The sequence below is a fragment of the Alkalinema sp. FACHB-956 genome, from assembly GCF_014697025.1.
In the GTDB taxonomy this organism is placed as follows: domain Bacteria; phylum Cyanobacteriota; class Cyanobacteriia; order Leptolyngbyales; family Leptolyngbyaceae; genus Alkalinema.
The window spans coordinates 15,791-36,957 of record NZ_JACJRC010000042.1; the positions used below are offsets into that span (position 1 = coordinate 15,791).

The following is a 21,167-nucleotide window of genomic DNA, read 5'->3' on the forward strand; positions in this document are numbered from 1 at the left end:
CAAAAGAAGGGGAACACTTAGGTTTTGGTGAATGGCAGAAGCCAACACCGTAATATCTGTTAAGCACCCAATGGCTGCCGAGTTATGGGTTGAAATCTGGAGTGAGAGATGGCTGCAAATGCATGGAATCCTTTTCAAAGAAGTCGTGGACTGGGGGAAACCCCAGGATCAAAGGACTCACCAGATGCAGGATGCACTCAATCCATCAACAAAGGCAAACAACAAAGGCAGACGTGAAAGATAAATGTGAAAGACAAAAATGTAATCCGGATAACAGTATCTAGCTGGAAATCAGCCTAACACAAACCTTTGAGGTTCCTCTGATGGGCATGACCCAGAACCAAAACTGTCTATCCTGAGAGATTGGGGTAAGATTTGCAACGGACAGACTCGTCGATCGATGATGTCTGTTTCAGAATTTTTTAAGCTTTGTTATTGATAACTTGAGTTTGTTCTATGTCCCAGTCGATTTCCCCCGTGGCCGCTGCATCCCATCCCCAATGGTCGGATCTGTTACAACAGCTACTTGACAGGCAATCTTTGAATCCAACCCAATCGGCTGACTTGATGCAGGGTTGGTTGAGTGGTGCAATTCCTGAGGGCTTATCGGGCGCGATCCTGGCCGCGTTGCAAGCCAAGGGTGTCTCGGGGGATGAACTGGCAGGTATGGCTAGGATTTTGCAAGGTCAGGCGATCGCCAGTACGGGTGCCACGATGCCGACGCCATTGATTGATACCTGCGGGACGGGCGGGGATGGGGCTTCCACGTTTAATATTTCGACCGCCGTGGCTTTTGTGGCGGCTGCGGCTGGGGTGGCGGTTGCCAAACATGGCAATCGATCGGCCTCCAGTCGGGTGGGGTCGGCGGATGTGCTGGAAGCGTTGGGGGTAAATCTCGCTGCGCCCCCGGAGAAAATTCATGCAGCGGTGCCGGAGGTGGGCGTGACGTTTCTATTTGCCCCCGGTTGGCATCCAGCCATGAAGGCGGTGTCGGACTTACGCAAACAATTAAAAATTCGCACCGTGTTTAATCTGCTGGGGCCGTTGGTCAATCCGCTCAATCCTACGGGGCAGGTGATTGGGGTGTATAAGCCGGAATTGGTGCAACCGATCGCTGAAGCGTTGCAACAACTGGGCAAGCAACGGGCGATCGTGGTTTATGGCCGTGAAAAATTGGATGAAGCGGGCTTAGGGGATCTCAGTGACATGGCGGTGCTGGCGGCAGGGGAGATTCAGACACAAACCTTGGATCCCGCAGCGGTGGGTGTTACAGCGGCCCCGATCGCGCAATTAAAGGGCGGTGATGTGCCGGAAAATGCTGAGATTTTGCGCAATATTCTACAAGGCAAGGGTAGCCTAGCCCAGCGGGATGCTGTGGCCCTCAATGCGGCCTTAGCCCTACAAGTGGGTGAAAAAGTGACCTCGATCGCGGCAGGGGTGACCCTAGCCCAGTCGGTGATTGATAGTGGTGCCGCTTGGGACAAACTAGAGCAATTGGTGGCATTTCTCAAGGCTTAAAGCAGACCAATGACTTCGCTTACACCTTTCTCCGTTTGTAGTTTTCTCAGCTTGTAAACGATGCAGCAGCCGTTCTATGAATTTTGCCGCAGCAACCCAGATTTACGAGTCGAGCGAACGGCTCAAGGAGAAGTCTTGGTCATGGCACCCACCGATTCCGACACAGGTAATCGGCTTTTCAATTTAGTGGGGCAGGTGGGGATATGGATAGAACAAGACGGAACGGGGTTAGGGTTCGACTCTAGTGCAGGTTTTACCTTGCCTAATGGCGCAACCCGATCGCCGGATGTGTCTTGGATTCGCCGCGATCGCTGGGAGGCTTTAACGCCGGAGGAACAACAATCCTTTGCGCCGCTTTGTCCCGATTTTGTGATTGAGCTGAAATCAGCCAGCGATCGTTTAGAGGCGCTGCAAGCCAAGATGCAGGAATACATCGACAATGGAGCGCAGTTGGGCTGGCTGATCGATCGGCAAGCCCAACTGGTGTGGATCTATCGCCCCAATCAAGCGGTGGAAATTTTGGATCATCCTGAAATGGTTATTGGCGACCCTGAGCTTCCGGGCTTAGGGGTCAACCTACGATCGATCTGGTAGGGCACCGTTGGCTCACGTCTAGCGATCACCGAGTCCAACACCGAGTTCAACACCGAGGCCAGGGAAGTAGTGCTGGCCTCGCCTTAGTTAGAGCAACGGGAAAATTCCACTAGGTTTTGATTGCGTTTAATGCTGATGTCGCAATCCCCAAAGAAATCGTGACCGAGGAGCGCCACAGGCCCGATCGCGACGGGAAAATCATAAATCGTGCCACCCCCCACTGCCATCGATTTGATGTAGCCCACATTGAATTGGGTCGATCCGGCGGGGGTCATCGCGGGTACAGAGCCGATGGTTTCCACGCCCAGGGCCTGGGCCATATCCTGGGTAATCATCGTGCCACTGGCCCCCGTATCTACCATCATTTCAAAGCGGTACTTCCCGTTAAACAGCACATCCACCACCGGAATGCCACCTTGGTAATACTTGATGGCAACCCGATACACGCGATTACCTGCTGGGGCCAGACTGACGACATCTCCCTCTTCAGAAATTTTGGGATCCACCGCAACATAGCGCTCTCCCCCCGTTCGTCCCTGCGATCGGGCCAGTTTTTGCTGAGCGCGGGATAATCCTGCTTGAAAACTCGCTAACCGCCTAGCCACTTCTTTATAGTTCGGATCGCCTTTCGGAGTTTGCTTCAGCAGTTGAATTGCCGATTTCCAGCGATCGATGACCAACGTCCAGTCCTCTGGCGATTGGGCCGATTGGGCAATGCTATCCGCGCTTTCCGCCTTGTCTAATGCCAGTTGAAAGACCGGACTCTCCACCAAGTTTACCTCTGGCCTAGTATGAGTCAGCTGAGTCCCAGCAGGTCTAGAGGCTTTGGCCGAGGATGGAGCCGACTGGGTCGATGTCGGCTGGGCTGGTGTGGAGGTGGCCGATGTAGAGGGGGGCTTGCCAGTTGCTATTGGTGGGGCGCTGGTGGTGGGTGTTGCATTGTCTGCCGGGGTGGGATTGCCCAAGGGGGGAGACGCTATGATTTGGCAGGAAGCGCAAAGTACCGCGATCGCGCCTCCCAAGCCCCATCGCATCAGGCTGATTGTGGCAGCCCACATCCTGGACTCAGAATGCGGTTTAACAGGAATCAGCAAGTTAGCCATGGTGACGGGATCGCAAAAGGGTCTGTATCCAGGATATTTCCCGTCTACAAACTTGTCCCCTGCCAAAAACGAAATTTTTTTAGGAATCCTCAATTCTGCCCCATCTTGGTTTCAATAAAGGTGAGATAATACGCAGGATTTATTTTCACAGGCATTTGCACAGGCTGAGTCTATGACCCTCTCTTCAGTTCAACCCGCCTTGCTGGTCTTGGCGGATGGTACGAGCTACCACGGCTTCTCCTTCGGCGCAACGGGAACCACGATCGGAGAAGTGGTGTTTAACACGGGCATGACGGGCTACCAAGAAGTGCTGACCGATCCGAGTTATCGGGGCCAAATTGTCACCTTCACCTATCCGGAATTGGGCAATACGGGCGTCAATCCCCAGGATGAAGAATCCCACCAGCCCCATGTGCGAGGCGTCATTGCCCGCAATATCTGTGAGCGGCCTAGCAACTGGCGATCGACCCAGTCGTTGCAAGACTATCTGGTGCAACACAATCTGATTGGGATTTATGGCATTGATACCCGTGCCCTCACCCGTCGTCTGCGATCGTCGGGAGCCATGAACGGAGGACTCTCAACGGAAGTTTTGGATCCCGCAGTCTTGCTTCAACAGGTGCAAGCCGCTCCCAGCATGGCTGGCTTAAATCTGGTTAAGGAAGTCACCACCGAGCAGCCCTACGAATGGACAGAAGCCACCGAAACCGACTGGGAATTTAGCCCCACGGCTTCTCCAGAAAAAGCTTTCACCGTGGTTGCGATCGATTTTGGCATTAAGCGTAATATTCTGAAGCGGCTGGCAAGCTATGGCTGTCGCGTGATTGTGGTACCTGCTAACACCCCAGCCGAGGCAATCCTCAGCCACAATCCCGATGGGATTTTCCTGTCCAATGGGCCAGGAGATCCCGCTGCTGTAACGGAAGGCATTGCCACGACCCAGGCGCTGCTAACGGCCAACAAACCGATTTTTGGTATCTGTATGGGCCACCAAATTTTGGGGCTGTCCATGGGTGCGGAAACCTTCAAGCTCAAGTTTGGCCACCGGGGGCTCAACCATCCCGCCGGACTCAGCCAACGGGTGGAAATTACCAGCCAAAACCATGGCTTTGCGATCGACCCTGAGAGCCTGCCCAATGCTACTGTGGAGGTAACCCATTTAAACTTGAACGATCGCACCGTTGCGGGCCTAAAGCATAAAACACTGCCCATGTTTTCTGTGCAGTACCACCCCGAAGCCAGCCCCGGCCCCCACGATGCGGATTATCTGTTTGAGCAGTTTGTCCAAGCCATGGCAAATCATCGCTGCTCTAGCAATGAATAGCGTATTCCGTCAGAAAGAGTGTATACTGGTTCGTCGGATTGTTGGACTATGGAGCGAGGAGGCCCGCTATACCTGAGCAACTGACCTTGACCGTTAGCTTGAGAGGCACTCGCGAAGTCAAGGATAACTACCAATTGTTTCGCCTCACAGGTCTTCTGGATGCTTTTTCTGAGGCCACTTTCCGTAAAGTGCTCAATAAGTGTCTTGATGAAGGTCCTAAAAATGTCGTCTTGGATCTCTCTAAGATCGACATGATCGACAGTTCTGGCTTAGGGGCGCTGGTTCAGATTGCAAAAAAAGCGCAATCTGATGCTGGAACCCTACAGATCGTGACAAACCCTCGTGTGACCCAGACCGTTAAGCTCGTTCGGCTAGAAAAGTTTTTAGCCCTGCAAGCTTCTGTGGATGAAGCGATCGCGAACGTCAAATCCGCCTGAACCCTGAAGTGATTCTTGGCCAATGCTATCCAGCGATCGTCTGGATAGCCCTTTTATTCTTGTAATTCTTGGCAATGTTTCTGTGAGTTGTATGTTCCAGTGAGTTCTACAGAGACCGCTTCTCCCTTGAGCCAGTCATTTTTGTTGGCACCCCGTCCTTTGCCCCTGCGCAAAGTTCAATCCCTTTCTCCCGCAGCCTTGGCTTATCTTGGAGATGCGGTCTACGAACTTTACATTCGCCAAGCTCTGCTGCTCCCCCCCCAGCGTATCGATACCTACCACCATCGTGTGGTGGCTCAAGTCCGTGCTGAAGCGCAAGCGAACTATCTTCAGCAATTAGCGCCCCACTTAACGGAAGTCGAGTGGGACTGGGTTCGCCGAGGCCGTAACGCTGCTTCGTCCCGCCACAAGCGAGTGGATGCTCAAATCTATCAACAAGCAACTGGATTTGAAGCATTGATTGGCTATTTGTACCTCGCGCAACCCGATCGCCTAGAAGTTTTACTGTCCTATCTCAATGGTTCCAGCGAAGGAGTCCTGTCCGCTCCCCATGACTAGCGGAGGGGGTTCACCACGGCAGTAAACCCCAGCTGTTAGCTCCCAAGTGCTAACAGCTGGGGATCAGGGACGACTCTGATGGAGCTGACGATGGGTTCAACCATGACAATTTGCCTCAGTCTCGCGTTCTCGCAAGGACTGGAAAGGGTTTTGCTGTGACAGGTTGGAAAATTTTTCTAACCTCCGGTGTTCAGTGATCTCGTTGTGTGAGGGGATGCCCGAGATCGACTGCATGTTTTTTGGTTTTCTTTTAACGTTTTGGCAGGATTTTGGATTATGGCATTCAAACGGAATCATTCTGGACAGCGGTCTAACTCCTCTGGGGGGGGGCGATCGGAGCGCCCTGGCTCATCCCGTCAAGGTTCATCTAAGTATGGTGATCGGCGCAGTAGCGGCGGCAGTGGCGGCAGTGGTGGCGGTAAGTTCCGGGATAAAGCTGGCGGTGGAACGGATCGCCCTGAGCGTAAGTTTGTCGATCGCGATTCTCAACGCAGCGATCGCCCTGAACGCAAGTTTAGTGATCGCCCTGAACGCAAGTTTGTAGATCGGGACGCCCAACGCAGCGATCGCCCTGAACGCAAATTCGTTGACCGCAATGGCCGGGATGATCGTAAGTTTTCTAATCGGGATAACCGGGACAACCGAGATGATCGTAAGTTTGTCGATCGCGGTGCTCGAGATGATCGTCGATTTTCTAACCGGGATAACCGAGATAACCGCGACAATCGGGACAACCGGGACGATCGCAAGTTTGTCGATCGCAATGGCCGGGATGACCGTAAGTTTTCTAATCGGGATAACCGGGATAACCGGGACAACCGAGATGATCGCAAGTTTGTCGATCGCAATGGCCACGATGATCGGCGTGAACGCACCAGCACTGGTCGGAATTATCGCAGCGATCGAAGATTTTCTGATCGACCCGATCGGGACGACAGAAATTCCATCCCCAGTCGGTTTACGGATGATTCTGTAAATGCCACAGAAATCATGGCCTCTTCTGAATCGGAAAATTCCGATCTGATCTATGGACGGCATGCAGTGATTGCCGCCCTAGAAAATGAACAAACCCTGAACCGTATTTGGGTGATTTCCCGCTTGCGCTACGACCCTCGTTTTCATAGTTTGCTGAACGAAGCAAAATCCCGGGGCGCAGTGATTGATGAAGTAGAACCTAAACGGCTGAGCCAAATTACCCAAGGGGCGACCCACCAAGGCATTGCCGCGCAAGTTTCTCCCCACGAATACTTAGAGTTGGGAGATCTCATCGATCAGGCTAAGGAAAAATCCAATCAGCCGGTGATTGTGGTCGCAGATGGTATTACAGATCCGCATAACTTGGGTGCAATTATTCGAACCGCTGAGGCCATCGGAGCCCAAGGGTTGGTGATTCCCCAGCGACGGGCTGTTGGCGTGACTTCTACCGTGCGTAAAGTGGCTGCTGGTGCGTTAGAAAAGCTCCCGATCGCCCGTGTTGTGAACTTGGTGCGGGCCTTAGAAGACCTCAAAGAAGCTGGTTTTTGGATTTACGGCACCTCCAGTGAAGCTAGTCAACCCATTCATACTGTTGATTTTGCAAAAGCAACGGTATTAATTATTGGTGCAGAAGGGGATGGCCTAAGTTTAACGACACAAAAGTGTTGCGATGTCCTAGTTTCTATTCCTTTAGCGGGGAGCACACCCAGCTTAAATGCCTCAGTAGCAACGGGAATGGCGTTGTATGAAATTTATCGGCAGCGTTGGAGCAGTACCATCAATCTGACTACTCGAAAGGTTTCCTCACTCCGTTGATCAACAGTTGATCAATAAATTTTGTGATCCCCGCTTGATCCCCATTCTTTTCGATCAAATTGCTGCAAAATTGTGTCGAAATTACGTTGAAAGATCTAATGTGAGGAAGTTATAAATGGAATCAATGACTTCCTCACGCCATGTTTCACATTTAAATTCGGACATCATTTCTGGCAGGGCAATATGAAAGAATTGTTAGTTAGCTCCATGGATTTTTTAGGTATGGCTTGGTGGGTAGAGATTACCACTGAGGGACCTCGTTGTACCTATTACTTTGGGCCTTTTTTAACTGAGTCGGATGCTCAAGCGGATCAGCCTGGATACATCGAAGATTTAGAGCGAGAAGGGGCTCAAGTCATTGGTGTTGAGGTTAAGCGGTGCAAGCCCACAAATTTGACGATCTCCGATGAACCGGCTCCTTCCTTGGGCAGTTGGTCTAATCTTTATACCGTAAGCTAATCCCTGCTTGGTTTGATTTGGGGAGGCGTGTTAGCGCCACGTCTCCATAGATTTGACGAGTTTTGAGTTTTATCCGTTCTAAGTTTTACTAGTGTTAAGTCGCACGGGTATCGCCCCCGGCAAGTCATTGAAGGCCCACGAGTTCGGGGTGATCTGCAATCCAACGATCGATGCGATCGAGTAAGACTTCAGGAATCTCCCACGGCAACAAATGTGCGGTTTGGTCATAGCATTCCCATTCACAATTGGGCAGAGCCTTTGCAGTTTCTCGGCTTGATGCAGCGGTGATGTGGCGATCCTGTTCGCCAATGAGCATGAGGACGGGACACTGAATTTTGGGTAAATCGGGCACCCGGTTATAGCCGCGTCCCATGGCTTGATAGAGGGCTTGAGTTGCGGGCTGTGAGGTGGTCAAGTAGGCATAGACAGCGTCTCGGGCAAGGTAGCGGTAAGCCATGGGGTGATGGCGCTGGATTAGGTAGCGAAACAGCGATCGTTGACCCAGAGTTGCAATATTCCAATCCCACCCCGGTTTGATCCAGTTAATCAACCCAGCCACACCCGTCAAAATATTGTCGAGCATGGAAACTTTGGGATGATCACTCCAAGGCCGTGCTGCTGTTGCCACCAAGATTAAGCCACTGACCCGCTCTGGATACTGTAAGGCGAGTTCCATGGCCAAAATTCCCCCCAGGGACCACCCGAGGATCACTGCTCGATCGTCAGCCTGTTGATTCAGGAGGCCGATCAGATCCCCTAGGTGATCCTCCATCTGAAAGCGTTGGCCTGTGCGGCTTCGACCATAGCCCCGTAGATCCGGCGCGATCGTGCAGAATCGTTGACTCAGGTGCTGGGTAAAAACGCCCATACTGCGTCCCGTGCCTGGATGCCCGTGGAGACAGAGGATGGGATACCCTTGGCCCGATCGGGTCACATAGAGGGGGAAGGATTGATGACTTGCCAACTCAGCCATTGGAAAAACCTGGGATTCTGAACCTGCGATCGACCTTACCGGATGACGTGATGCCTTGCCCATCGTCTATGATGTTTTCTCAGAGGAAATCGCATGAGAATTTCTACCCATGACGGACGCCAACAAGCAACCTGAAGCAACGCCGACTGCAGCAACGCCTAAGGCCGCTGCTGCCGAGACTGCTGCAGCCAAGCCCAAAAAAGAAAAACCGCCAGCCCTGGAATCCAAACCCTTTGCTGATTTTATCCAGCAGGACTATTTACCTGCCCTACAAAAGGGGTTTGAAAAGCTGCAAATTGCAGGCGTTGCCTTGCAATTCATCAAGCAGAAGATCCCCGTCGTGGGCTATGCAGACTTCCCAGAATGCTGGCAAGTGGTGGGGCAATGGCAGGCCGAGCAGCAATTGCGCCAGTTCAATATTTACTTCTACGACGAAGATATTCAAGGCCAGCGGGGATTCTCTGCGACCTGCACCGGACGTGACGCCAGCACCCTGGAATCCTTCCGGATTGACGAGAAGAAGGTCACGTTGGATCTCCTAGTCTTGGGCACTCTCCAACGGTTGAATGGTCAGAAGTGGTTGGCACTGAACTAGGGGAAAAGGGCACTGAAGCTTAGGGTGAACTCTGCTCACAGCGTGAACTCTGGGTCTACAAGGTGTCTTCTAATCACGACCTCTAGCCTAAGGCGAACGGCAATCACTGGGGTCTAATCACGAAGCTCCCATCCCACCGCATGAGTTGGTCAAGGAGATGGTCAAGCTAGTGAGTTTGTAAAGCTAGATTGTAACGAAACATCAACTTCCTAGCTTTCACGCTGGACTGGCACAGGTGCCTTGATACACTAGAATCCGTAGATAAATTGGCGCTACCCATACATCGGCCTATTTGCTGGGTGCCAGCGCATCCTGCCATCTTCGAGAAAGCCGAAGCGTTTTAGAACGAACCACACGACGAGCGATCGCACCCATGGTAGATTCCCTTAAGAAACCCGAATTTGCAGAAATTCGTCCCGGTATTAAAGTACCTGCGAAGGAAACCATCCTAACGCCTCGCTTCTATACCACAGACTTTGAAGAGATGGCGCAGATGGACATGTCCGTCAACGAAGATGAGTTGCGGGCATTGATGGAAGAATTTCGCGCCGATTACAATCGTCATCACTTTGTACGAAGTGATGTGTTTGATAAGTCCTGGGATCACATTAGCGGCGAAACCCGCAATTTATTTATTGAATTTTTAGAGCGCTCTTGTACTGCTGAGTTCTCTGGCTTTTTGCTTTACAAGGAACTGTCCCGTAAGCTGAAAGACCGCAACCCTCTGTTGGCAGAAGGCTTTGCGTTGATGTCGCGGGATGAAGCTCGCCACGCTGGCTTCTTGAATAAAGCCATGTCAGACTTCAACCTGTCGTTAGATTTGGGCTTCTTAACGAAGAGTCGGAAGTATACCTACTTCAAGCCCAAGTTCATCTTCTACGCGACCTACTTGTCTGAGAAGATTGGCTACTGGCGCTACATCACGATTTATCGCCATTTGGAGAAGCATCCTGAGCATCAGCTCTACCCGATTTTCAACTTCTTTGAAAACTGGTGCCAAGACGAAAATCGTCACGGCGATTTCTTTGATGCGGTGATGCGCGCACTGCCCTACACCTTAAATGGTTTGCGGGCACGGCTCTGGTGTCGATTCTTCCTGTTGTCGGTGTTTGCGACGATGTACCTCAACGACATCCAGCGCACGGGCTTCTATGAAGCGTTGGGCTTTAACACGCGGGAATTTGAGCGGGAAGTGATTACCAAGACCAATCAGTCTGCGGGTAAGGTGTTCCCGATTATTCTGGATGTGGAGCATCCCGCTTTCTATCCTCGGCTGGAAAACTGCATCAAGAACAATGAGAAGCTGGCTGAAATTGCTGCTTCCAATGCCCCAGCTCCCATTAAGTTCCTGAAGAAGCTGCCCCATTACTTGAGTAATGTGACCAACCTGGTGGCGCTGTATTTGCTCAAGCCGATCGATGTGCAAGCCAGCCAAGGCGTTGTTCGCTAAACTTGTTTTTTAACTTGCATAGGTTTCTATGAAACCTGAAAGGCTCTGGACTCCAGAGCCTTTTTTGTAATATGGGCCTTGGTCATGTCGGGATTGGTTGGGGATTGATAATGTGGGCAAAGGTATGGGCACTGGGCAGTTACGGTGGGTAGATTCTGGTTTCGGGCGGTTGTTTTGTTGCGTTAGTGTGGGGCTGCTTGGCTACCTCATGATGGTTCCAGCAGTTGTCAGCCAGCCCCAGCCAGCTGCCCCCCCATTGTCTCCCTTAGACGTGGACTCAACGTTGCTCCAACAAAGTCCGACTTTGCGGAAGTGGTTGAACGATCGCCCCAATGTTTTAAACAGTATTCGGCAGGAACCTAGCTTTCGGACGCGGCTCCGGGTGGGCTATACCCACTTTGCTGGGGCGGGTGCAGGCTGGACGATCGGACTCGAAGATTGGCGGATCGCCCACAGTCCCATCACGGTCAGCGCCCAATATAGTAAGAGCGGTAATGGCGAGTCGGAAATGGTCGGCAGCGACCTGCACCTCTACCTGCGCCCTTTGGGGAGTTATGTGAATGTGGCTCCTGTTGTGGGGTATCGCTCCCTTCGCACGATCGCCGATCGCACGGATGGCTGGGCGATCGGGGGGCGATTCTTACTGGTACCCTCCCGAGGCGGTGGATCGGATCTAATTCTGCAACAAACCTGGGTCAATCCTGGCACTGTGGACGAAGTGGGGATTGGACAGATTACCGTTGGCTATGCGGTGACGCCTCAGCTGCGGGTTGCCGCAGAATTTGAACGATGGCGTGGCCGATCGATCCGTGACCATCGCATTGGCATTGGGCTGGAGTGGTTGCCCTAACGGCGTGGGACAAGAATGGCGTGAGACCCCAGGAGACCCCAGGCCCTACCAGCCACCCCCCCGTTTACCACTGGGTTTCACGGTCATCCAATTGGTTTTTGCCATCGCAAATTGCTCTGGTGACATTTTGGCTCCTGTTAAGTTCGCGCCGCAGAGGTTTGCGCCCCGGAGATTGGCATTGAGCAAGTATGCGCCCCGCAGGTCAGCCCCCCGTAAATCCGCTTCCTCTAAATCCGCATTGCTCAGATAGGCCTTGGTTAAGTTGGCATCCTTGAGATTGGCTCGATATAGATTGGCCCGACCAAAGTCAGTATTGATCAAGGTCGCGCCCTGGAGGTTGACCTGCTTAAACATTGCTTGATTAAAGGAGGCTCCGGAAAGATCGGCGCGGGGCAATTGCAGCGTTGAAAAATCGTGGGATGAAAAATCCCGCCGCCCCTTGCCATAGTAACTTTGGAGGTCTTCAGCGCTTAACTTAGGGGGTGTTTTACCTCGGCTTCCGGTGAATTGGGAGGCTTGCCCCTTTGAGTCTGAGGTCTTCAGGGAGGCGGAGGTTGCCCGAGCGGCCATGACCCGTTGGCGAGTGGCTCCCGATTGCAAACTGGTGGAGTCGGAGCGGTTGAGTTGTTGCTGGCGAGCACGGATGGCGAGTGCGGCTCGGGCTGCTGGAGACATGGGCGCATTTTTGTCGCCTCCGGAGCCCGTGAGATCCCCCGATCGCGCCGGGGTTCCAGGCTTATTGCCCTTAGACGGCACTTGGTTCATGCTATGGGCCAAGCTATCTAGATAGGGTTCTAGATCCAGCGCGCGGAAAATTTCATTGGCATTTTGGTAGCGATGGCGCACAGAAATTTCCAGCATTTTTTGGAGCACCTTGGCAAAATGCTCAGAAACGTGCACCTGTTGTCGCCAGAGGAGCTCTCCCGTTGCCGGATCGTAGGATAAATCCTTCGGAGATCGACCGGTAAGAAGGTAAACGCAGGTAACGCCCAATGCATAAATATCACTGGCAAACACAGGCCGCATTGCCATTTGCTCCGGTGGGGCAAACCCCGGCGTTCCGATCGCATAGGACGTGAAGGCTGTGTTTTCTGAAGCGTTATTCACCATGGCCTGCTCATGGTTTTTCACCGCTCCGAAGTCAATCAGGACTAATTTGAGATCGTGGGAACGGCGGATCAAGTTGGCGGGCTTAATATCGCGGTGAATGACTTGATGGCTGTGGATGTATTCCAAAACGGGTAAAATTTCACTGAGAAATTGCTTAACCCCCGCTTCTGTAAACGGCCCATTGCGTTTCACTTCCTGTTGCAATGTGGATCCGCTAACGTATTCTTGAACGAGATAAAATTCTTGATTGGCTTCGAAGTAGTCGAGGAGGCGAGGCACTTGGGGATGGTTGCCAATGCGACCGAGGGTTTGGGCCTCCCGTTCAAAGAGTTCCCGCGCCATCTGCATAATGTGGGGCGCACTGGCATTGGGCCGCAGTTGCTTAATCACACAGTTCGGTTGCCCGGGCAGCACTTCATCCCGCGCTAGATAGGTCGCTCCAAAGCCCCCTTGCCCTAGGGCATGGAGAACGCGATAGCGATCGCGCAATAACAACTTGGATCCACAAGCTTGGCAAAACTCTGCATCTATCAAGTTATCGGGATTAGGACAGCCTGGATTCAAGCAGTAGCTCATGCAGCGTCACCCGCGTATCGCTAAACAAACGATCAAGAAGTCAAGGAAAAAAGATATCTCAATTATCAACGCGAATTGTTGAAAAGAGAGGCGCAATCGCTGGAAATCCCTGATAAAGAGTTGCTAAAGCTACGTCCTGTCATCATCAAGTCCGTATAAACCTTCGTTTTTTTAGCGTTTATTTCCCCGTTAATGGGAAACCGTTATCAGGAAATTCCAATGGGTGTGAACGACTTTCAAGCGTTGAGAGCACTGGCATCTTCTGATTAAATACCTGGGTACTTAATACTAAGTACTTAATACTAAGGACTTAGGGAATTCTCCGTATAGTTTGCTCTCTTCAAACTCTATTATTCACCGAGTTTGCCAGAAGTAACATGGGGAAACTATTGGAGTCATCTAGAAAACATCCCGATTACGGAACTATGGAACGCTTGAACTGATGGCGAAAGAATGAGCATTATTCAGCTAGGCTGTGATCCTGCGCGATTGGGGTGTGAAATCCGATCGAATGGGAGATTTGCATCTCTGGATCTCTTTCTCCGATTCTGGAATCCGATCACCCCTCCGTAATTAGATGATACCCTGACCCTGAATTCTAGGGCTGGGGGGGCAGCCACCGGAGCCGGGGGAACGGTACAATGGGCACGGCCTAATGATCAAAGTCAATTTCTGATGCGTATTTCCCTGAACTGGTTGCGAGACCTGGTTGATTTTTCTCAATCTGCGGAAGAGTTAGCAGACCTGCTGACCATGGCAGGCTTTGAAGTAGAAGATATCGAGGATCGTCGCACTTGGGCGGATGGTGTTGTGGTGGGTCGTGTGGTAGAGCGGCAGCAGCACCCCAATGCGGATAAACTCAGCGTCTGCCAAGTGGATATTGGAACAGGAGAAATCAACCAGATCGTTTGCGGGGCTGCCAATGTCCGCGCGGATATTTTTGTCCCGGTGGCAACGGTGGGTAGCTTTTTGCCCCGGGTGGGAGATGCAGGGCTGAAAATTAAACCTGCCAAACTGCGGGGAGAACCGTCGAATGGCATGATTTGTTCCCTCGCGGAGTTGGGCCTGACGAAAGACTCAGAAGGGATCCATATTTTCGATGAAACGATCGGGGGTGACATCCAACCCGGGACGGATGTTCGGCCTTTGCTGGGGTTGGATGAGGTGGTTTTGGATTTGACCTCCACGGCGAATCGGGCCGATGCCCTGAGTATGATTGGGATTGCGCGGGAAGTGGCGGCGCTGACGGGTAATCCGCTGAAAATGCCGCGATCGGAAGAAGTGACTGCGACGGCGGGAGCACAGTTAACGATCGACATTGCTGACCCCCAAGCCTGTCCTGCTTATATCGGTACAGTGATTGAGGGCGTCAAAATTGGCCCCTCTCCCCTGTGGTTGCAGCGCCGCTTACAGGCGGCAGGGGTACGCCCGATTAATAATGTGGTGGATGTGACGAACTACATCATGTTGGAATGGGGACAACCCTTACATGCCTTCGACCTCGATCGGTTAAAGCAGGTCGCGGGCGGTGACGAGCTAAAGCTGGGGGTTCGTTTTGGGACAGCGGGTGAAACCTTGGTGACCTTGGATAGCCAGGAACGGACGGCCACGGAGCAAACGCAGTTTATTACGGTCAACGATCGCCCGGTGGCCCTGGCAGGGGTGATGGGGGGCGAAGCGACGGAAGTGTTTGACGGGACGACGAATCTGTTGCTGGAAGCGGCGCTGTTTGATGCAGCGGTGACTCGGCGATCGGCCCGCAGTCAAGGGTTACGATCGGAGGCTTCGGCGCGCTATGAACGGGGGGTTAACTTAGCGGAACTGGAACTGGCGCAACGGCGGGCGGTGCAGTTAATCACGGAGTTGGCGGGGGGGACTGTAACGGCCCAGGCGATTGCCGATCATCGTCCGGCTACGTTAACCCGTGAGATCGAACTGCGCCTCGATCGGGTGAAGCAGGTGCTGGGCATGGTGGTGCGCGGGGATGATCTGAGCGAACTGGAAGCCGCCGAGGTGGAAAAAGCCTTGGTGGCGTTGAATTGCCAACTGACGGCTACCGGGGAAGGGGTGTGGACGGTGACGGTGCCGCCCTACCGCTACCGAGATCTGGAACGGGAAATTGATCTGATTGAAGAAATTGCCCGGATGTATGGTTTCAATAATTTTGCCGATACCTTGCCGGATAAGGGGGAAGTGGGTTTTCTCTCGCTGGAGCAGGTAGTGCTGCGGAAATTGCGATCGGCGTTGCGGGGCATTGGCTTAACGGAGTTGATGCATTATTCCTTGGGCAAGCCGGGGAGCGATCGGCAGGTGGTGTTGAGTAATCCGCTGTTTGTGGAATATTCGGCCCTGCGGACGAATTTGATGGATGGGTTGATTGAAGCCTGCCAGTACAACCTAGAGCGGGGAAATGGTGCGCTGAATGGTTTTGATATTGGCCATGTCTTCTTCCAGGATGAGGATGGTTTAGGGGAAGGGGAAGTCCTAGGTGGGATTCTTGGTGGTGATACTTCGCGGGGGCGTTGGCTTCGCGGGGTCAAGGAAGTTCCGATGACTTGGTTTGAGGCGAAGGGGCTGTTGGATGCGGTGTTTGATCAATTGAAGTTGCCGGTGGAATACCAGCCTGATAGCCGCGATGCCCGCCTCCATCCTGGACGGACGGCTTCTCTGTGGATCCGAGGTGAGCGGTTGGGAACCTTTGGCCAACTGCATCCGCAATTGTGTCAAGAACGCGGGTTGCCGGATGGGTTGTATGTGTTTGAGTGGGATTTGGATCTGATTTACAAGAATTTGGAATCGGAGGAAGCTATGGTTCCGGTGTTCCAACCTTTTTCGACCTATCCTGCCAGCGATCGCGATTTGGCGTTTTATGTGGCAACGAAGGTTTCGGTTTCCGATCTGGAGCGGGCAATCCGGAAAGCGGGGGGCAATTTACTGGAATCGGTGGAGTTGTTTGATGAGTATAAGGGCGATCGAGTGCCGGAAGGTAAGCGGAGTTTAGCGTTTCGGATGGTGTACCGCACGGACGATCGAACGTTAACGGATGCGGATGTTGATCCGGTGCAACAGAAGGTTCGTGATGCGTTGGTGGAGAAGTTCCAGGTTGAGTTACGTAGCTAAGGCGATTGTGTTTGCGATCGTGTTTGTGCTTGTGATTCGTAATCTATAGTTTTCATATTGGAGGCGAGATGCTCACTTTGTTAAAAGGAGTTGATCGCCTCTATTTTTTATGGGTTGTATGTTCTAATTCCAGCTTGGGTTGTTTGGTTTTGGATGATGGTTTTTGAAGTATCAAATGATACTCGATCGGTTTTTGCAAATACGGATTGACAGGGGTCTACTTTCTCCGTAATCTAGCTGTTCATAGCGGTTGCGTGGACATCCTTCTTTTACGAGACGGTTTGGCATGAAGCACGGGGCCGCTGGGATCCTGAAAATTTAGGGCACTACCCTTTGTTGCGGCAACAACTCCGGGTAGCTATTCCCCCTCGCTGAGTGCACAGCAAGGAGGCTTGATGAGGATTTTAGCATCTGACCGAGCCACTCTTGTTTGTGATGTCAAACGGGGTGGCTCTAAATTTTTGGGCTTCTTTAGACCCTCATCTCCGGCCCTTCTCCCGCAAACAGGAGTAGGGAGCAAGATTGCGTTAGGGATGAGATTCACTTCAATAAGGAGAAGCTCAGTTATGGTGAAAGGTTCTAGCGATCGGGGCGATCGTGAAGTTCAACACGAGAAACAACGCTTACAGATCCACTTAATCGGTCACAAGGAGTTCGTGCAGGATACGATTAATCAATTCCATGCGCATCGGATCGCCGATCGAATTCATTGGAGTCAACCGATGAAGATTGTCCATTCGGATGGGCAATACATCAGCATATTGAGTCGTGAACGCCAACGGTAACGGTTGAAGCAGGAGGAATCCCGCAGGTTCGTTGATGGGAATGGCCTGCGGGTTCTTCGATCGAAGATCAGAAACTGTATTAAGTAATATTTTGCGATAATTACTCACAATAGTTCACTTTTTTAAAGCGAAATAGCTTGTACCACCCCATAAAATCAGGATATTTTATGGAAAATGAGGGCATATTCACAGGAAATTTCTGTATAACTACTTGCTATGTTGCCTCCCTGATGATGTGTCGTAGCGTCCTTTGTAGTTGATCATCAATCCAATAAGCAACACCAATGAGAACGGCTCGAACAGCACGAAAATCAACCTTCCATCAGTTCCTCTCAAACTTCGAAGACCTGGGATTAGAGTAAGATTGATCAGTAGTAAAAACTACCCAGAATTTAATAATCCGGTACTTGAGCTAGTGTGGTTTATGCGTATGTCCGTAGCACTTGATGTTTTTCAAAAATGTGTTGAAGCCGTCCAACAGGGAGAACTAATTGAGTCAGTCAGTGCGAAGGATAAAGAGTTTCATTTCCAAAACTGGTTTCAGAACCGATTGGAGTCGCTAAGTTTATTTTTTGAAGCCCCAGGCCGAAATACTTACCCTGATTTTCGGATGGTAAATTCTGCTGACGGGTTTGAAGTCAAGGGCTTAGCTTGGCCGGGACGCGAACGAGATTATGACTGCAACAGCCAAGTTCCCTCTGGTTTCCATAATGGAAGACAAGTTTTTTATGTATTTGGCCGCTACCCTGCTGATTTGTCGCAATATTCCCCTCAAGTGGGGGGGCGTCGCTGTTACCCAGTCATCGATTTAGTGATCTGTCATGGCGACTTTCTCAATGCAAATCGCGAGTACGTTCACAAAAACAAGAGTGTTAAGGGATTCGGAAGCTACGGTGACATCATGATTCGAGATCGAAAAATGTATGTTGCTCCGACTCCATTCGCGCTAACCGAAGGGACAACGGGGCTGATGACCTTAATTCTCCCTGAAAGTATTGAAATCGATGAGCGTTTTCAGGAAGTGGGTCAATTGGTTCGAGTTGAAACAGGTGAACTTGTTGTTGGCTACAAGTTTGACTTGCGGACTAATGAGCTTAGTGCCGAGAAGGTGCCTAACCCAACAGTTGGGAATCCCCAGAGATTCAAAGCCTATCGTTTGACAAGTCAGACAAACAAGGCTGTATCAATGGCGATCGCCCCTGTCGGATTAATGGAGCAGGGAGAGGATGGAGAATGAAAGCTATTGAACACCAAGACTTCACTAGTAATACTCTTGATAAGAAGGAAATTGAATCTGACTTTCCCATTCTCGAAGTTAGTCAACTTGCAAAAAAAGAAAGCTGGCGAAAGGAGATTAACCGTCCTATCTACCACATTCATAAGTGGTGGGCAAAGCGGCTGGGATCGGTTTTTCGGGCAATTTCACTAGCCGCACTTTCTCCAGAAAAATTCCATACATGGAAAAACTTCTATATACGACAAGACTTTCGTGGGAAAGTCGTTCTCGATCCATTTATGGGTAGTGGTACTACACTGGGGGAATCGCTGAAATTGGGGTGTAAAGTGATAGGCTGCGATATCAACCCAATCAGCACTTTTCTGGTTCGACAAGCTTTGACAAGAGTCCCTGAGTCTGAACTAAGATCAACTTTTGCTCAATTGGAACAAGAAGTCGCCAAGGAAATCCAGCAATATTATCAGACCCGTGATCCCGAAACAGGTGAATGGATTCCTGTTTTGTATTATTTCTGGGTGAAGATTATCACCACACCAGAGGGTGAATCCATTCCCTTATTTTCAAATTATGTATTTGCTAAGAATGCCTATCCGCAAAAGAAACCAAAATCTCAAATTATCTGCCCTAACTGTTGGAACATCATTGAAGATCGTTTTGATACAACCTATCTCCCATGCCCTCATTGCCAAACTCAGTTTAATCCACAACAAGGGCCCGCCAAAGGTCAGTATGTATACTCTAGATCGGGCAAGCGTTACAAGATCAAAGCCCTGATTCAAGCGCAGAATAATCCACCAGAACATCGTATGTATGCAATGTTAGCTTTGCGTGCCAATGGTGAGAAGATCTATTTGCCAGTGAAGGATGAAGATTTGGCACTTTTTTGTGATGCAATCAAACGATTAGCCAGAGAAGATCTACCAATTCCAACCATGCCTGTGCGTCCCGGTCATAACACCGATCAAGCAAGAGGATATAATTATCTTCAGTGGCGAGACTTCTTCAATGCCCGACAGCTTTTGTGTCTTGGTTTGCTTCTGCGTGCGATTCTCAATATCGAGAACAAAGCCATTCAAGAACAGTTTATCTGTTTGTTTTCGAGTACTTTAGAATTCAACAACCTGTTTTGTAGTTTCAAGGGCGAAGGGACAGGAGCTGTAAGACATATGTTTTCGCACCACATTTTGAAACCAGAACGCGCACCCCTTGAAAACTCTGTCTGGGGAACTGATAAAAGCAGCGGAACCTTTGCAACACTTTTTGAATCTCGATTGATTCCGGCAAAACGCTATCTCGATAATCCTTTTGAAATCTCCATAGAAACCGATCTATTCGGGAACAGCATAGGTAGTCATAAGATTACAGCGAGCCAAGCAATCAACGTCTCTTTAGTCGAATCCTGGGAAGCCTTTTCTCAACAGGAGCAGGCAGCACTCATTCTTAACGGAAGCAGCGATCGTCTCCCAATCCCCAGCGAAGCCGTTGATGTTGTTATCACTGATCCACCCTACTTTGATTTTGTTCATTACAGTGAGTTGAGTGACTTTTTCTTTGCTTGGATTGCACCCGTTTTGAAGGAGCGATACTCATTTTTTCGGTGTGCGGATTCCTCACATTTTGGTGAGGTGCAACATAATGACCCACGCCTCTTTGCACAGCAACTCAGTCGAGTGTTTGCCGAGTGTTATAGGACTTTAAAATATGATGGATTACTGATCTTTAGTTTTCACCACTCACGTTCTGAGGGATGGGCTGCAATTTGCGAGGCAATCCGGGCTTCCGGGTTTAAAGTGGTAGCTGCACATCCAGTTCATGCGGAGCTAAAAGTGGCGACTCCAAAGACCTCTGTAACAGAACCGATTAGCCTTGATGCAATTCTGGTCTGTTGTAAAAGTGAAGAAGATTTAAACTCCTCTGTAGACATTATTGCATCTAGAATGAAAGCAGAGAGACTGGGAAAAATGTTGGAGTCTGGTGGAATTAAGCTATCTGAGCCTGATAGGTTTGTGATCTTAGCATCCCAGTTACTAGTGGAGATGTCTAAAAAATCCATGTCTTTTGAAAATATGAATTATCTACTTCAGCAACAGTCAATAACGACTAACATCGTATCTGAGGCGGATGGTTGAGAGTTCTTGGTGGTGATGCCAAGCATATCTGTTGCTGCCTTATCTCAGTCGTTAAGTACTCTCTGATGATGCGCTATTAGCTGACCTCTCGCTGCACTACGATGTGGTCATTAGCTGCCTGTTCATGGATGAAATCTACTACCAGACCCGCAATGGTTCCCTTCGGCGCAACATTCGCAAAGAAGGAGTTCTCCTATGACCGATGAACAACGAGAACTCCTTCTCAAAGCCCAGCAAAGTGAGGCAAAACGATAGGAGTTCTCGTTTCCATTCAATTGGGTTCCCCAGCGAGTGGGGAGCAATCAAGGCACTGATAAACCAGTTCGCTGGGCAATACAAGTTTCCATTCAATTGGGTTCCCCAGCGAGTGGGGAGAAATGCGCGAGACGACTCACCCCGAACCCCGATGTACTTGTTTCCATTCAATTGGGGTAACTACTCAGGCTTAAAAAAATAGAGAGTTTTTACAAGAATCCAGAAAAAGCAGTTAATTTAGCATTCTATTAGGGACTAGAGATTGAATCTGTGAGTAAACCTGCGCTTCAACCCATCCAGCTC

Annotated in this window: 18 protein-coding genes; 15 read left to right on the forward strand and 3 right to left on the reverse strand. The window is 50.7% G+C overall.

Going from position 1 to position 21,167, the window contains the following annotated elements; all coding sequences use genetic code 11:
- The first annotated feature begins 456 nt into the window (after nt 1-456).
- Both trpD and H6G21_RS23860 read left to right on the forward strand, forming a co-directional pair.
- Entirely contained in the window at nt 457-1,518 is a 1,062-nt protein-coding gene (trpD, locus tag H6G21_RS23855) for an anthranilate phosphoribosyltransferase (protein ID WP_190576825.1), read from the forward strand.
- Nucleotides 1,519-1,578: 60 nt separating this feature from the next.
- Nucleotides 1,579-2,112, forward strand: coding sequence for a Uma2 family endonuclease (locus H6G21_RS23860; RefSeq protein WP_190576827.1), 534 nt, complete (start codon nt 1,579-1,581; stop codon nt 2,110-2,112).
- An 83-nt stretch (nt 2,113-2,195) separates the two neighbouring features.
- Here H6G21_RS23860 and H6G21_RS23865 read toward each other — a convergent pair whose 3' ends face one another.
- Nucleotides 2,196-2,882, reverse strand: a complete 687-nt coding sequence (locus H6G21_RS23865; protein WP_347278066.1) for a retropepsin-like aspartic protease — start codon at nt 2,880-2,882, stop codon at nt 2,196-2,198.
- A gap of 55 nt (nt 2,883-2,937) precedes the next feature.
- Between H6G21_RS23865 and H6G21_RS23870 the strand changes: the two genes are divergently transcribed.
- The 6 genes from H6G21_RS23870 (at nt 2,938) to H6G21_RS23895 (ending at nt 7,784) form a co-directional block, all read left to right on the forward strand.
- A complete protein-coding gene (locus tag H6G21_RS23870; protein WP_190576831.1) occupies nt 2,938-3,333 on the forward strand; it encodes a hypothetical protein in 396 nt (131 codons plus the stop codon).
- A 54-nt stretch (nt 3,334-3,387) separates the two neighbouring features.
- Nucleotides 3,388-4,539 carry a glutamine-hydrolyzing carbamoyl-phosphate synthase small subunit gene (carA, locus tag H6G21_RS23875; RefSeq protein WP_190576840.1) on the forward strand — a complete coding sequence of 384 codons (1,152 nt, stop codon included), beginning with the start codon at nt 3,388-3,390 and terminating at the stop codon, nt 4,537-4,539.
- 80 nt (nt 4,540-4,619) lie between these two features.
- Nucleotides 4,620-4,976, forward strand: a complete 357-nt coding sequence (locus H6G21_RS23880; protein ID WP_190576865.1) for an anti-sigma factor antagonist — start codon at nt 4,620-4,622, stop codon at nt 4,974-4,976.
- A gap of 126 nt (nt 4,977-5,102) precedes the next feature.
- A complete protein-coding gene (locus H6G21_RS23885; protein ID WP_199307417.1) occupies nt 5,103-5,534 on the forward strand; it encodes a ribonuclease III domain-containing protein in 432 nt (143 codons plus the stop codon).
- A 276-nt stretch (nt 5,535-5,810) separates the two neighbouring features.
- Nucleotides 5,811-7,325, forward strand: coding sequence for a 23S rRNA (guanosine(2251)-2'-O)-methyltransferase RlmB (gene rlmB / locus H6G21_RS23890; RefSeq protein WP_190576843.1), 1,515 nt, complete (start codon nt 5,811-5,813; stop codon nt 7,323-7,325).
- 183 nt (nt 7,326-7,508) lie between these two features.
- Nucleotides 7,509-7,784, forward strand: coding sequence for a DUF1816 domain-containing protein (locus tag H6G21_RS23895; protein WP_190576845.1), 276 nt, complete (start codon nt 7,509-7,511; stop codon nt 7,782-7,784).
- A 124-nt stretch (nt 7,785-7,908) separates the two neighbouring features.
- Here the strand turns inward: H6G21_RS23895 and H6G21_RS23900 are convergent, their stop codons facing one another.
- Nucleotides 7,909-8,757: an alpha/beta hydrolase gene (locus H6G21_RS23900; RefSeq protein WP_190576847.1), complete on the reverse strand. Its 849-nt coding sequence runs from the start codon at nt 8,755-8,757 to the stop codon at nt 7,909-7,911.
- Nucleotides 8,758-8,866: 109 nt separating this feature from the next.
- On the opposite strand from H6G21_RS23900, the gene H6G21_RS23905 reads away from it, so the two are divergent.
- The 3 genes from H6G21_RS23905 to H6G21_RS23915 all read left to right on the forward strand — a co-directional run bounded on the left by H6G21_RS23905 (nt 8,867) and on the right by H6G21_RS23915 (nt 11,652).
- On the forward strand, nt 8,867-9,352 hold the full coding sequence (locus H6G21_RS23905; protein ID WP_190576849.1) for a DUF2996 domain-containing protein: 486 nt from the start codon (nt 8,867-8,869) through the stop codon (nt 9,350-9,352).
- 373 nt (nt 9,353-9,725) lie between these two features.
- Entirely contained in the window at nt 9,726-10,802 is a 1,077-nt protein-coding gene (acsF, locus tag H6G21_RS23910) for a magnesium-protoporphyrin IX monomethyl ester (oxidative) cyclase (RefSeq protein WP_190576851.1), read from the forward strand.
- A 208-nt stretch (nt 10,803-11,010) separates the two neighbouring features.
- On the forward strand, nt 11,011-11,652 hold the full coding sequence (locus H6G21_RS23915; RefSeq protein ID WP_190576853.1) for a hypothetical protein: 642 nt from the start codon (nt 11,011-11,013) through the stop codon (nt 11,650-11,652).
- 45 nt (nt 11,653-11,697) lie between these two features.
- Here H6G21_RS23915 and H6G21_RS23920 read toward each other — a convergent pair whose 3' ends face one another.
- Complete coding sequence (locus tag H6G21_RS23920) at nt 11,698-13,338, reverse strand: serine/threonine-protein kinase (protein WP_190576855.1); 1,641 nt, start codon at nt 13,336-13,338, stop codon at nt 11,698-11,700.
- A gap of 675 nt (nt 13,339-14,013) precedes the next feature.
- Between H6G21_RS23920 and pheT the strand changes: the two genes are divergently transcribed.
- From pheT to H6G21_RS23940, 4 genes are all read left to right on the forward strand, one after another.
- Complete coding sequence (gene pheT, locus H6G21_RS23925) at nt 14,014-16,458, forward strand: phenylalanine--tRNA ligase subunit beta (protein WP_190576857.1); 2,445 nt, start codon at nt 14,014-14,016, stop codon at nt 16,456-16,458.
- Nucleotides 16,459-17,024: 566 nt separating this feature from the next.
- Complete coding sequence (locus H6G21_RS23930; RefSeq protein WP_190576859.1) at nt 17,025-17,243, forward strand: hypothetical protein; 219 nt, start codon at nt 17,025-17,027, stop codon at nt 17,241-17,243.
- A gap of 424 nt (nt 17,244-17,667) precedes the next feature.
- On the forward strand, nt 17,668-18,480 hold the full coding sequence (locus H6G21_RS23935; RefSeq protein WP_190576861.1) for a hypothetical protein: 813 nt from the start codon (nt 17,668-17,670) through the stop codon (nt 18,478-18,480).
- Nucleotides 18,477-20,609 (forward strand): DNA methyltransferase, encoded by a 2,133-nt coding sequence (locus H6G21_RS23940; protein ID WP_190576863.1) that lies wholly within the window; start codon nt 18,477-18,479, stop codon nt 20,607-20,609. Before H6G21_RS23935 ends, H6G21_RS23940 begins: the two co-directional genes overlap by 4 nt.
- Nucleotides 20,610-21,167: the final 558 nt, after the last annotated feature.